This is a genomic window from Pseudomonadota bacterium (genome assembly GCA_018823285.1).
In the GTDB taxonomy this organism is placed as follows: domain Bacteria; phylum Desulfobacterota; class Desulfobulbia; order Desulfobulbales; family JAGXFP01; genus JAHJIQ01.
In genome coordinates this window covers 1-13609 of record JAHJIQ010000078.1, presented here as the reverse complement: position 1 = coordinate 13609, position 13609 = coordinate 1, and the positions used below count along the sequence as shown (strand labels likewise).

Here is a 13609-nt window from a genome sequence, read left to right as displayed (position 1 = left end):
GGGAACGAGAAATAGAGAGAGTCTTTCCCCTGGCTCCCGTCTCCTGACGTCTGACTTCTGCCTTTCAGAAAAAGGCTTCACCCTGATCGAACTGATCATGGTGGTGGTGATCCTCGGCATTCTCGGGGTCATGGGCGCCGATTTCATCAGCAAAGGCTTCGAGGGCTTCAACGCCACCAACAGCCGGATTTCAATCTACGAGGAAGGGAAAATCGCCCTGGTCAGGATGGAGCGGGAGATCCATAATGCCGTGCCCAATGCAATTGATCTGGCAGCGGCAAATGATCTTCGTTTCGGGATGATCGATGAGCAGGCGATGAATATTGCCTCCAATATCTTCGGCATGTATCAGGAAAACCCGCCAACTTCCACCATCACCGATCTCTCCGGAGGCGTCCTGCCCGTGGGCAAAGTCGTCTCCATCTACAATCGCGACTGGGCTGACTTTACCGTGGTCGCGACTCACCGACTCTATGGCATAGTGAACCCGGCCGGTCCGCCGATGACCCTGTCAAAAAACATGCCCCCTCCCCGCTCTTCTCCGCAAAAGAGATATTACGCGGTTGATCGCGCGATCAGATATTTCCTGAACGGCACCACCCTGGAACGCTCCCAGTCTCCAATCAACAGCGGAAATCTTGGCACCATTGTCGCAGATCTCACCGGGGCAATTCCGCAGCCGCTGGCCAGAAATGTAACGGCCCTGACCTTCGGCTACACCGCAGGGACCCTGACCAGAAATGCAGTCGTCACGATTGATTTCACCATCACCCGTAATGGCGAAGCGATCGCTTTCCATAAGGAGGTCCACGTCCGAAATGTACCTTAAAACAAATACTCCCACCATTCTCAGGGATCAGAAAGGCATCGGCCTGGTGGCCGCCATGTTCGCAGTGGTGATTCTCGCCCTGTTCGGGGTCCTGATCGCCAGAAATATTGCAACCACAACCGTGGCTTCGGCGGATGATTACCGCTGGGCCCAGGCATTATACTCAGCCGAGGCGACCGGTCATTTAACAATCCTCTACCATGATGGAGGCGGCGGTTTCGGCGCTGCACCCAATCCGGTTGTTCAGAATGTAACTTCAACGATTATAGAAAACTGGGGAGGCGCCGGTAACCCCTCAACTTTAAGTGTTCAGGGTTCAATTACCGGCACCACCATCTCAAGGACCATCGAGGTGAAATATATCCTGTAAATGATGCAATTATTTTGCCGGATAATTTGCTTTTCACAAAAATTTTGTGATAAATTTTTTATTATAACAGGTAGTTAAGAACCTTATTTACTGGAATGGCAACAGATGAAACCTCACATTCCATTGTCTAAATACATTTTTATCTAATGATTTAAGACACATACAACCATCACCGTCTTGCGAGGAACGTATGAGCCAACTCAAAAACAAGCGGGGCTTCACTCTGCTGGAGCTGTTGATCGTCATCATAATCCTTGGGATTCTCTCGGCAACGGCCATCCCCTACTACCTGAATATGCAGAAAGAGGCGAAGATTGCCGCCGTCAAGGGAAGGCTTGCCGCGATCAGGGGCGCCGTAGAACTTGCCCATGCCAAGATCCTCACTTCCGGAATCAACACCGGCATTGAGGGTGACAACCCCGACTGGCCGACCCTCGAAGAGATTCAGGCCAACGAACTGAACCTGGAAACGAGGCCCGAAGCGCTCCGCCATCTTCGGCTGGTCAGAAGCGAGATCTTCTCCAACGAGATCAACAAGGCCCTGCCGAAATGCGGCCTGCCCGACATGACCCCGGCCATGGCCCAGAACCCTTCCGGAGTGACCCCCCGTACCTATGCAGATATCAGCGCCCCGATCCGTAAAGCCAATGAGGCCACCTGCTGGGCCTATTATCCAGGTAACGAACGGGACGAAAACGGGAGGGTCGTCGGGGCGGTTTTCTATCTTAATGACGACCGGCCATTTACCGACAATATCGATTCGGCCGATGAAAGACCGTCTCGCTGGTGATGCCCGGCTGATAAGCCGGGAGTTAAGAGTTTAGAATGCAGAGTGAAGAGTGAAAACAAAACGCAAAGTGAAAAGTAATTTACAACACATACGCTGCCTTCATTTTGCATTTTGCATTTTGCATTTTGCATTTGATTGATAGTAGAGCTGAAGAGCCGGGATTTCAGACAGAGATTTACAATATCGGGGCCCTGAAGACCGCCCCGCCAAGGGGATACAATTTGAGCAAGCTTTTCAACACCCTGGAACAGATCAGGCGCAACGAGTCTTACCAGGTATCAGGAAGCGGAACAAACGCCTCTTCGGGAACAACCACGGAGCTAAAGCGGAAAAAGGCTCTCTTTGTTCTAACCCTGGCTGTTGCCTGTTTCGCCCTTGTCTATTTTGTCGGCCCTCTGATTCTGCAATCCGGAGACAGCAAGAATGTCCACCAGAAAGCCGAAAATATGAGCGGGGTCTCCTCAGATTCACCGGAAAAATCACCGGGTGCGGTGGAAGCGTCAATTCTCCTGCCGCAGGGCGGGCCGAAAGAGCTGAACGATCTGGCCGCACGATTGATCGACAAAAACGAACACTGGCGCGGGATTTATCTTCTTGACGGGATCATCCGCCAACACCCGGAGATGATTGAACCGTTCATCAACATCAGTGTGGCGCTTGCCGAACTCGGGCTCTTTGAACCGGCCAAAAGGTATCTGGAGGAAGCGATGCGGATCGATCCGGAAAATCAGGCTCTCCTGGACAATCTGCTGATCATGAAGAAATCCGGCATCATCGACAACTCCTTCGGGCCGAAAATCCGCAAGGAAGCAAGGGAAGCAAAGGAAACCGGCCACTCCTGGTTTTCGCGAAGTATTCCAGACAGCGAACTGTTCCCCCGGAGCCTGAACTGACTATGAAACTGCCCTTTGCGAAAATTGCCAAAAAGCCGACCTTTGCCCTTTCCGGCAATTCCGAACTCACAATTCTGGCTGAAGTGATCAGCAAACCTGGTTTTTTAGAACCTGAGCTCAAAATTCTCTCCTCCACCGAGGGCGCCCCCGGCAACGAAGTGACCCTCCACCGCCTCCTCTCATCAGTTTCAGCGCGTAAAGGCACCGTTTCCGTGGCCCTGCCGCTTTATCTCTTCAAAACCATCACCGTCTCGATGCCGGTGATGCTTGAAGAGGCTGTCGGTAAAGCGATTCCCTACCACCTGGCAAAAGCACTGGACAAGCCGCTCCAGGATTTTATTTACGACTGGCAGATCACCCGCAGACAGAAAGACCATCTGGAAATCACCGCCTATCTTTTCCCGGCAAAGGTCTTCAACACCATGCGCTCTGAACTTGCCAGAAAACAACTGGAACTGAAATACCTGGAGCCCGATGTCTTTGCCGCCTTTTCCTATCTTACCTTGAGCGGCAAACTTTCCGGCCGGGAAACGGCCCTCTGTTCCTTGGTCTGGCCCGATCACTCGTCTCACGCCATATACGAAAACGGCCAATTGAAACTTGTCAGATCGGTTGAAGGCAAACCGCCCAAGTCCCCGTTTTCACTTGATGAAGAGGAAAAGACACTGGATAAACCCTTACCGGAAGCCGAACCGGTAGACAGTACCGAATCTGCCGAAGCAGATGAAGATCCGTTCCTTGTCGAAGACGATTCGATTCTTTCGGATTTCCTCCTCGCACCCCGGGGTGGGCGAGCACCCGCACCTGCACCGCCGGTATTTGAGCAAATCCCGAATGCTGATGAGTTTTCAGCGGAGAATGATGAAGACAACTTCTCGACCGAGACCTTCCCGGTAGAAAAAGACCATACATGGCCGGAATACATCAACTCTCTCGGCCTTGAAATGATCCGGACCAGAGACTACTTCTCCTCGATTCTGAAAGGATCTGAACTGAACAAGGTGTTTATCGGTGGCGCGACGACGTTCTTCGACAATATGGGAGAAATCACCCGCTCCACCATCAACGCCGAGCTTGCTCCCCTGACTGAAGCCGCCGGAACCGAAGAGTGTCCGGATCTTATACGCGCGATCTGTATCGGCACCGCTGCCAGGTAAGGAAAGATGCTGCAGAGGATAAATCTCGTACCGCAGAAACCCCTCTCGGAGACACTGAAAGTGATCTCCCCGCTGATTCTGCTCCTTCTGATGGGTATCGTTCTGGCCTCGGTTTTTATCGAGATCAGAATCATCGAATCGCGAATAGCAAATACAGAGCGCGAGAAAAGCGCCCTGCAGGAAAAACAGCTGCAGGCCAACATCATCCTCGCCAGCAAACAGCGTCTGGCTGAGGAGATAAGCACTCTAGCGGAGCAGAAAGACAAAATTGCCGGCGAGGTCGCTAAAATCGAGTCGATCAGAAGCAGGAAAAGATACTACACCAGGGCTTTGAATATTATTTCCGGCTCCTTGCCCGCTTCAGTGAAATGCAACAGGATTTCGTTTCAGGAAAGCCTGGGCTCCGTTGAAGGTGTGGCCATGAAATATCAGGACCTCCCTGTTCTGGTCAAAGACCTGGCGGATGACGGTTTCATCCGCCACGCGGTACTCAATGAAGTCGACCGGATGGCAGGCAAAGGCTCCGACGGTCTCAACTTCAGAATAACTTTCACCATGGAATAGATACTTCCGAGATGAAAAAACTACAGCTGAACGAGATCACCAGGCACCTCCGCCAGTTCCAGTTCATTCTCCGGAACGACCGGGAAGCCATGAACCAGTTCAGGATCATTGTTCTCGGTCTTCTGACCTGCTTTGCCGTATATTACGCGGCCAACGCGGTACTGATCGCACCCAAAGCTAAAAAACTTGCCGATAAAATTGCCCAGAAAGAAGAAGTTTCGGCAACCAAAACAGAGGATTCGACCAAAAATATTGTGCCACTCATCACCCAGATGCAGACCCGGAAAAAGATGCTGCAGGAAGAAATCTCCATCCTCAAACTCCGCGAAAAACTGCAGCGCGAACAATGGGGCTCCATCGGTGACGCCGGCAGGTTCAACAAGGTTCTCTTCACCATGACCCCTTACGCTCCGTTCAGCATTGAAAAGAGCCTGACCCAGATGATTCAGGGAGAGAAGAGATCTCTTGAGATGTTTGAAGAACATCCGACCAGGTTGACCGGCAGCGGGAGCTATCACGATGTGGTGACCTATCTGCAATATATAGAAAACAGCCCTGAGATTGCCAAAATCGACAATCTGGAACTGACAACCGTGAGCGATGAAAAGGATGCAGTCGATGAAACTCTGCACTTTTCCCTCATGGTCAGCAGAATTCTGCTCAAGGATTCACAATGACCTCCACGGGCCCAATGTTCACATATTTCCGCTTGCAGTCAGCCGTCGCGCTTGTGCTGTTGTTCTTTGCGGCAAGCCCTTTCCCCGCAATTGCGGAGGAAGCGCCGGAGACCCTGGTGGTCAGACCTGAACGGCTACCGGCCAAAACCAGGAGCGACAACTCCCTGGTCCCGGCCCGGGACCCTTTCATCTGGCCCCTTGAGCAATTGCGGAAATTTGATGAGAGAGATGAAGGCAGTAAAAAAGACCCCTTTGCCGATTTTAAATTGAACGGCATTCTCTGGACCGGCAGGGAACCGGTGGCCATCATCAACAACAAGCCCCTGAGACAGGGAGAAACCATCGACGGAGCAAGAGTCCAGAGCATCGAGAAGGACAGCGTGATCCTTGCAAATCGGAAAACCAGCCGGACACTTCGTTTCCCGGATCCATTTATTGAATTAAAGAAAGAGAACTCAGGCGGGAAAAAATGAACGAGATCCCCATGAACAGACAGAACAGAACTATCCGACAGTTTGCAACGCTCCTCCTGGCATTGCTGTCGTTTCTCATCGCTTCGACAGCACCGGTATTCTCCCAGGAGTCGGCCCTCGACAAACTAAAAAACCAGCCCGCTTCACTGAAAACAAAGGAGCTGAAAGTAAAGACTTTACTGCAGGCCATCGGTCGGCAGGGAGGAATAAATATTTATGTGGATGACAAGATTGACGACACCATCGACATCGATATGGAAAACCTGACCCTATACGAAGTGTTCCAGGTTGTGGTCGAGGCAAAAAATCTCCATTATGCCGAAAAAAACGGCATCATCTTCATTGAACGGGAAACCGATTTCCAGAAAGGCTTCAAGGACGTCATTACCGACAGATTCTGCACGAGCTTCGGCAACGCCAAAGACCATGTGGAAAAATTAAAACCTTTTCTGGACAAGGGCGGTTCACTGACCGTGACCAATCGGGGCAACTGCCTGATCGTCAGGGACCGTTCCGAAAATGTGGCCAGAGTAAAACAGATCCTGGCCGAACTCGATCAGCCGGTGCCCCAGGTCCATATCGAGGCGAGGATCGTCTCCATCTCCCAGGACGCCAAGCGGCAGCTCGGGATTAAATGGGGTTATGACAACCTGAAGACCAATAATCCGGTAAGCGCTGCCTCGGATCTCTCGATCAGCGGCTCATCCAATCTGGCCGTGGGTTTTATCCGCGACAATCTTGATCTCTCCATTGACCTGCAGGCCCTGCAGGAGGATGACAAGCTGAAAATACTCTCCGCCCCGAGAATCCTGGTGATGGACGGGCAGCAGGCTCTGATCAAACAGGGCAAGGAAGTTCCCTATGTCACCCAGTCCGGCGACCTGATCAACACCTCCTTTCGCGAGGCAAACTTAAGCCTCCAGGTTACCCCAAGGGTCCTGAGGGACAATTATATCGTCCTCGATGTGGTGGTCACCAACGACAGTGTGGACCAGACCAATCTGGTGGGCAGCGAGCCGCTGATCAACAAGCAGTCGATCACCACCAATCTCTTTCTTGAAGATGACGTCACCGTGGTGATCGGCGGCATTCTGCTGCAGTCCGAAGACAGCGAATCCGGCAGGGTGCCGGGCCTCTCAAGCATCCCGCTCCTTGGCAACCTCTTTAAAAACTCATCGACCAACAAGGAAAAATCGGAGCTGCTGGTCTTCATCACCCCCAGAATTATCAACATGTCACCCATGTTCTCCGAAGTCGGGACACCTGTTGTCGAGTCTGCGGTCGCGGATTCATCCGAACCGCAGGGAGCGGCAACCGGCGAGAAAAATGCCCCGCAGGAAGGGGCTGACAAAGACTGGTGATCTTTTCATGAACCATCTCGCCTACTTCGGTTTCAATGATGACCCGTTCCGGATGACCCCGGACCGGGACTTCTTTTACGCCTCGGGAAATCATACTTCCCTGGCCGAAACCATCAAGTTCGGCCTGAAACAGGGAGACGGCTTCATCATCGCCCTGGGGGAAGTGGGGACCGGCAAAACCATGCTGCTCAGAATGCTGATGGGCGAACTGGACCTCGAATTCGAAACGGCTTTTCTGGTCTCCCCGCACCTGACCCCGAAACAGCTGCTCCTGGCCATCCTTTGTGATATCGGCCTGGAAGAACGGGGCCACAGCAGGATGAGCCTGGATCATCTGCTGCGAATCCTGAACAACTACCTGTTCACACTTTCTAAAAAAGGCAAGAGACTCCTGATCATCATTGATGAAGCGCAGAATCTGCCCGATGAAAGTATCGAACAGCTGAGACTGCTCTCCAATTTTGAATCGGACAAGAGCAAATGGCTGCAGATCATTCTGGTCGGCCAGCCGGAACTGAAGGTAAAAGTAGAGCAGAAACATCTCCGCCAGCTTCTGCAGAGAGTGACGGTGATGGAGACCCTCTATCCTTTAACGGAAAAGGAGATGGCCCTCTACGTCCATTTCCGGCTGAACAAAGCGGGCCGTGGTGATCTGCGGCTCGACAAGAAGGCCCGCCGCGAACTCTGGCGCTATTCCGGCGGGGTGCCCAGGCTGATCAACAAACTGATGAGCAGGGTGCTCCTGGTTTCCTATGCCAGGCAGGGGGATTTCAACAGGAAAGTGATCCTGGAGGCCGCAGAATCGCTGCATCTGAAGAAAAAGGGGTGGTTCGGAAAACTGTCTTCCGGCAGGTGGTTCATACCGCTGGCGGCTGCGCTGCTCATCGCCCTTTCATTCATTGTAACCAGGCCCCATGAACTGTTCCTGACCTGGCTGGAAAGATAAACTATGGCCCAGATAAAAACTAAAAAGAGATTCGGCGACATCCTCGTTGACGGCGGGCTCCTGACCGCGACCCAGCTGCATCAGGCCCTCTCCTACGCTTCCGACCGGGAGATCAAACTGGGCATGGCCCTGCAGGAACTCGGTTTCGTGAACGATGTGGCGGTGGCGAGGACCCTGGCAACCCAGCTCCGGATGCCGTTTGTCGATCTGGAAAAAATCGTCATCGACCCGGAGATCGTTACCGCCATCCCGGAACTGATGGCCCGAAAATTCAAGGTTGTCGCCATCGGCCGTAAACCCGGCGAAATCCTGGTGGCCTTTGCCGACCCGCTGAACATCTTCGCCACCGATGAACTGACCAAACATCTGAAGGAAAAGCTTGTCCCCTGCGTGGCCGTTGAATCACGGGTCGTCTCCGCCATCGATCGTCTCTATGCGAACACCGATGCCCCGATCATCTCCATGGAAGGCAGCGCCGAAGAGTCCGAAGCGGTCACGATGGTGAACGACATGCTGCTCCAGGCGGTCCGCGAAGAGGCGAGCGACATCCACCTTGAACCAAACGAGAAAAGTCTGCGGGTCAGATTCAGGGTTGACGGGATGATGCGGGTGGTGAAGGAGTTTCCCTCGGAACTGCATCCGAGCATCGTTTCCAGGATCAAGGTCATCTCACAGATGGACATCGGTGAGCGCAGGAAACCACAGGACGGGCGTTTCGAAATCCCGGTTTCAGGGCGTGATTTTGATGTCAGGGTCTCCACCCTGCCCATCAATTACGGCGAAAAGATCGTCATGCGTCTGCTGGACAAATCCAAGGTCAAGATCGACATGCGGGATCTGGGCCTTGAAGCGGAACAACAGAAACTCTTTGAAAAGCATCTCTATAACCCCCACGAAATCATTCTGGTGACCGGACCCACCGGCAGTGGCAAAACCACCACCCTCTATTCGGCCCTGAACCTGATCAACTCGGTCGACAAAAACATCGTCACCGTCGAAGACCCGGTCGAGTATGAACTGGCGGGGGTGAACCAGGTCCAGGTGAATCCTCGGGCCGATCTCACCTTTTCTTCGGCCCTGCGCTCAATTCTCAGACAGGACCCGGACGTGGTGATGATCGGCGAGATCCGCGATGTTGAAACTGCGGAGATTTCGATCCAGGCTGCCCTGACCGGACATCTGGTCCTTTCCACCCTCCATACCAATGATGCCTGCGGCGCGGTGACCAGGCTCATTGATATGGGAATCCCGCCCTTTCTGATCTCTTCCGCGCTTGGGGCGGTAATCGCCCAGAGATTGGTGCGGGTGCTCTGCAAAAAATGCCGGGAACCTTTCAACCCGCCGCAAACCCTGCAGGAAGAGCTGGGAATCGACTATGATCCGGAACTGACCTTCTACCGGGCCAAGGGCTGCGCCAGATGCGATCACACAGGCTTCAAGGGCCGGGTCGCCATCTACGAAGTCCTGTCTCTCAGTTCGGCCCTGGAAGATCTGATTATGGAACGAGCCTCCACCCACGAACTCTATCGTCTGGCTGTTTCAGAGGGGATGGTCACTCTCAGACGATCTGGAATCCTCAAGGTAATCAGTGGTCAGACCTCTCTTGAAGAAGTCTTGAGGGTCGCCATGGAGGTCAGGGATTAACGATGCCCCCTTTTTATTATGAAGCCATCGATGCCAGCGGCAGAATAAGCTCGGGACGATTCAACGCCGAGATGATCTCCGATGTCGAATCCTGGCTGGGACACAACGGGCTGACCCCTGTCAATATCGAAGCCGTTTCCGAGAATGACGGCCTCGGCCAATTTCCAGCCGCAGGCGACCGCACCCCGACCACCATCGAGAAATTACGGGGGGTCACCCTCGATGATCGCATCCTCATGTGCCGCCAGATCTCCACGATGCTCCGGGCCGGAGTGGCCATCCTTCAGTCGCTTGATATCATGGCCAAGCAGGTCAACAACACGGTTCTCCGAAACATTCTTGCGGAAGCCGGCTTGAGCATTGAAGGCGGTTCCAGCCTGAGTGATTCCTTCGCCAATTATCCCAAGGTCTTTGACCAGCTTTTTCTGAACGTGATCCAGGTCGGCGAAGAGTCAGGCACACTCGACCGTTCATTCAACTACCTGGCCGCCCTCTATGAAAACGAAAAAGATGTTCATGAACGGATCAAAGCCGCAACCAGATATCCTAAAATAGTCATCACCGCAATTTTCATCGCCGTCTTCATCCTGATGTCCTTCGTGGTCCCGAAGTTCGCAAGCCTTTTCGCCAACGCCAAAGTGGCCCTGCCGCTGCCGACCAGAATCCTGATTTCAGTAAGCGGTTTTTTTGCCGAATATTATCTGGCGATCGCCATTTTTATTGTTGCCGTGATTATCATGTACCGGGTCTCGCTGAATTACGAAAAAGTCCGGCTGATCAGGGACCGGCTCCTTCTTAGAACTCCGGTTTTCGGTGACCTTTCCATCAAGATCTACATGTCACGGTTCTGCCGGGTTTTTGCGGTCTTGACCGAAAGCGGCATCAACATCATCAAGACCCTGCAGCTGGCAGGTTCCGCCCTGAACAACCTGGTCCTGTTCAAGAGTCTCGAAAAGGTCCGGGCCGATGTTTCCGAGGGAATGGATATCCATTCCGCCATGGATAAATTCAAAGTTTTCCCGCCAATGGTGGTCCAGATGATTGCGGTCGGCGAAGAGTCGGGGCAGCTCGATGAAATGATGGGCAAGGTGGCCGACTATTTCGACGATGAAACAAATTACACCATCAAAAACCTGGCAACCCTGATTGAACCGTTCCTGCTTCTTTTTCTGGGAATCATGGTGGCATTCATCGCGCTTTCCATCTTCCTGCCCATGTGGAATATCATGAGCGTCATGCGCGGTTGATGGAATCATGCATCGATTGAACCTCTCCCGGGACAACCTCCTGCACATTGCCGTTCTCACCCTGCTAACGGCGATCATCTATATCCCCTCCCTGGATGTGCCTTTCATTTTTGATGATATGCCGAATATCGTCCTGAACCTGAGTGTCCATGCCGAAACCCCGGCAGATCTGCTGAATGCCTTCAGATCAGGAGTTTCCGGGACCAGACCGCTGGCCATGCTCTCCTTCGCCGTCAACCACCTGCTGACCGGGCTTGATGTCTTCGGCTTCCATATTTTCAACATCGCCATCCACATTCTGAATGCGCTCCTCCTTTACCTGCTCCTTCTTCTTATTTCGGCCCTACACGCTCCTCCTGGCCAGGGAAATGACCGTTACGACCCGGCTTCGGCAAAATATGCATTCTGGGCGGCAGCGCTCTGGGCAGTGAATCCGGTCCAAACCCAGGGAGTCACCTACATTGTCCAGCGGATGACCTCGATGGCCGCCTTTTTCTACCTGGCGGGAATTTATATCTTTCTGCTCTGGAGAAATGGTTCGTTCCGGACCAGTTTTTTCGCGCCGGCATTCCTTGTCATTTTCACAGCCGGTATGGCCTGCAAGGAAACCGTTATCACTTTGCCGGCAGCCCTTTTCCTCCTTGATTACATCTATTATCCCGACAAGTTCAGAAAAAACCTGCTGCCGCTTGCGACTGCTGCCGCCCTGATGTTCATTCTGGGACTATGCTATCTTCAGGGCAGCATGCCGGACTGGAGCGCCACCTACCCGAACCGGAACTTCAGCCCATGGGAGCGGGTCATGACCCAGTGGCGGATCCTCTGGCATTATCTCTCCCTTTTTCTTTTCCCTCTGCCCGGAAGACTGCACCTGACCTATAATGTGCCTGTTTCGACCACCCTTTTTTCACCATGGACCACCTTGGCCGGTCTTGCGGCGATCATTGCCTCCCTCACCCTGGCAGTCAGGATCCGCAAAATCCGCCCGGACTTTTCCTTCGGGATACTCTTCTTCTTCCTGGCCGGGGGTCCGGAGGCAAGCTTTGTCAATCTGGAACTCGCCTTCATCCACCGCCTCTATCTGCCGAGCCTGTTTCTGCCCTTTGCGATATTCAGTCTGATCCCTGAGAGTGTCAGAAGAAAAACCGGGGTGATTCTGATCATGCTGATCGCCCTTCTCTCCTACTGGACCATCACCAGAAATGACGAATGGAATGAGACCCGTAGTTTCTGGCAGGAAAATATTGAACGTGGCGCACGAACCGCAAGGGCCAAGAACAATACCGCCGCCGCCCTGATTGACAGCGGACGGTTTACCGCAGCACTGCAAACGATTGATGAAGGGCTGGAGATGGCAACCCTTGCTGAAGACCGGAAGCTTCTCCTCTATAACCGGGGATATACCCTCTTCTACCTGAACAGACATGACGAGTCTCTGGTCTCATTCAGGAAAGTCGCCGACGAATTCGGCGCCTTCAGACACACCTTCCTTTTCATCGGCCTGATCTATCTGCAGCAGGGCGAGACGGCAAAGGTATTATCAATTATAAACAAGCTTGAAGAGTACGAAAAACTCAGCTACCAGGGGAAAATCCTCAGTGCGAATATTCTGACCGGAGAAAACAAGTTTCCCGAAGCAGAACAGCTCCTCCAGGAAGCATTGCGAAACGAGGCCCGAAGCCAGCTCTACATCCGGCAACGTCTGCAACTGGAACTGGCAAAGACCTATCTGAAAGGAAACAAGATCCAGCCCGCCTATGAGCTCTTTCTGGAAATGACCCGGACATATCCACAGAATTACAACATCTGGAAAATGATTTATCTGATGCTTGAATCCGGCGGGGATAAAAAAAGCGCAGAAAAGGTGCGGGATTTTCTTGAATCAAAAGGGGTAATGCCAAACAGAAAAGCCCCGCCTGAATAAAATCAGGCGGGGCTCGAAAATAACTAACGGATAATTATCAGAAACCGGCTTTTGTCAGAACTGCTTTCTGGGTAGGGATCGTTCCTCCAACAGGTGCTTCAGCTGTAGACACAGTTATTACGAATGTCGAATCGGCAATACTGTACAGCGTACCACCATTGATAGACCACCCGTCAGGCAGCCCTTCCATGGCGGCAATCAGAGAAGTTGCATCGGTAATAGCCGTGGAACCGGTCGGGCTGAAAAGCCTGGATGCGAAATTTATAGCCGTAGCTGCGTTTGCCCCTCCGTAAACACCCTCGGCAGATGCCTGGGCGGCCTCTGTTCTTAAATCCTGATATTTAGGAACAGCCACCGCGGCCAAAAGGCCGAGAATCACTATTACCATCACCAGCTCTATCAAGGTAAAACCCTTCTCGTTACGTGACATACCAGCCTCCTTTTCACCCTTCGGGTATAAGTTTCGTCCGAGCAGACCAGCTGCTCAACTTAAGCTTTATCGTCAATTCATAATCGGTTGATTCCCAGAAAATGCGCAGCATATTAAGTTCTACCACAAACAAATCGGCCAACTCAAAATAAAAAATAGAAATATTTGGTTCATTCGTAAAAAAGTTGAAAATCAATCAATGGCTGTAATTGCATGAAAAAGAAAAAGCATCGGATTTAACCAACTTTGTTAAGGTTTTGTTTCCCGACAGAACCATGACAGAGAGGAGAAATCCGATGCACCT

The 13609-nt window shown here is 52.5% G+C and carries 14 protein-coding genes; 13 read left to right on the top strand and 1 reads right to left on the bottom strand.

What is annotated here, in order from left to right; all coding sequences use genetic code 11:
- The 13 genes from KKG35_17100 to KKG35_17040 all read left to right on the top strand — a co-directional run.
- A partial coding sequence (locus KKG35_17100) for a prepilin-type N-terminal cleavage/methylation domain-containing protein (GenBank protein ID MBU1739850.1) occupies positions 1–829 on the top strand: 829 nt, incomplete at its 5' end.
- On the top strand, positions 819–1199 hold the full coding sequence (locus tag KKG35_17095) for a hypothetical protein (protein MBU1739849.1): 381 nt from the start codon (positions 819–821) through the stop codon (positions 1197–1199). The genes KKG35_17100 and KKG35_17095, both read left to right, overlap by 11 nt.
- A gap of 190 nt (positions 1200–1389) precedes the next feature.
- On the top strand, positions 1390–1989 hold the full coding sequence (locus KKG35_17090; protein ID MBU1739848.1) for a prepilin-type N-terminal cleavage/methylation domain-containing protein: 600 nt from the start codon (positions 1390–1392) through the stop codon (positions 1987–1989).
- A 221-nt stretch (positions 1990–2210) separates the two neighbouring features.
- The gene (locus tag KKG35_17085; GenBank protein MBU1739847.1) at positions 2211–2882 is read left to right on the top strand and encodes a hypothetical protein; all 672 of its coding nucleotides are present in this window, start codon (positions 2211–2213) and stop codon (positions 2880–2882) included.
- A 2-nt stretch (positions 2883–2884) separates the two neighbouring features.
- Entirely contained in the window at positions 2885–4039 is a 1155-nt protein-coding gene (locus tag KKG35_17080; GenBank protein MBU1739846.1) for a hypothetical protein, read from the top strand.
- 6 nt (positions 4040–4045) lie between these two features.
- Positions 4046–4603, top strand: coding sequence for a hypothetical protein (locus KKG35_17075; protein ID MBU1739845.1), 558 nt, complete (start codon positions 4046–4048; stop codon positions 4601–4603).
- Positions 4604–4614: 11 nt separating this feature from the next.
- A complete protein-coding gene (locus tag KKG35_17070; GenBank protein MBU1739844.1) occupies positions 4615–5280 on the top strand; it encodes a hypothetical protein in 666 nt (221 codons plus the stop codon).
- The gene (locus KKG35_17065; GenBank protein ID MBU1739843.1) at positions 5277–5753 is read left to right on the top strand and encodes a hypothetical protein; all 477 of its coding nucleotides are present in this window, start codon (positions 5277–5279) and stop codon (positions 5751–5753) included. Before KKG35_17070 ends, KKG35_17065 begins: the two co-directional genes overlap by 4 nt.
- On the top strand, positions 5750–7114 hold the full coding sequence (locus tag KKG35_17060; GenBank protein ID MBU1739842.1) for a hypothetical protein: 1365 nt from the start codon (positions 5750–5752) through the stop codon (positions 7112–7114). Before KKG35_17065 ends, KKG35_17060 begins: the two co-directional genes overlap by 4 nt.
- Positions 7080–8060 (top strand): AAA family ATPase, encoded by a 981-nt coding sequence (locus tag KKG35_17055; protein MBU1739841.1) that lies wholly within the window; start codon positions 7080–7082, stop codon positions 8058–8060. The genes KKG35_17060 and KKG35_17055 overlap by 35 nt, the downstream gene beginning before the upstream one ends.
- A 3-nt stretch (positions 8061–8063) precedes the next feature.
- Entirely contained in the window at positions 8064–9704 is a 1641-nt protein-coding gene (gene tadA / locus KKG35_17050) for a Flp pilus assembly complex ATPase component TadA (GenBank protein ID MBU1739840.1), read from the top strand.
- 2 nt (positions 9705–9706) lie between these two features.
- Positions 9707–10951, top strand: coding sequence for a type II secretion system F family protein (locus KKG35_17045; GenBank protein MBU1739839.1), 1245 nt, complete (start codon positions 9707–9709; stop codon positions 10949–10951).
- A 7-nt stretch (positions 10952–10958) separates the two neighbouring features.
- Positions 10959–12875, top strand: a complete 1917-nt coding sequence (locus KKG35_17040; GenBank protein ID MBU1739838.1) for a hypothetical protein — start codon at positions 10959–10961, stop codon at positions 12873–12875.
- A 37-nt stretch (positions 12876–12912) separates the two neighbouring features.
- Here KKG35_17040 and KKG35_17035 read toward each other — a convergent pair whose 3' ends face one another.
- Positions 12913–13305 carry a prepilin-type N-terminal cleavage/methylation domain-containing protein gene (locus KKG35_17035; protein ID MBU1739837.1) on the bottom strand — a complete coding sequence of 131 codons (393 nt, stop codon included), beginning with the start codon at positions 13303–13305 and terminating at the stop codon, positions 12913–12915.
- Positions 13306–13609: the final 304 nt, after the last annotated feature.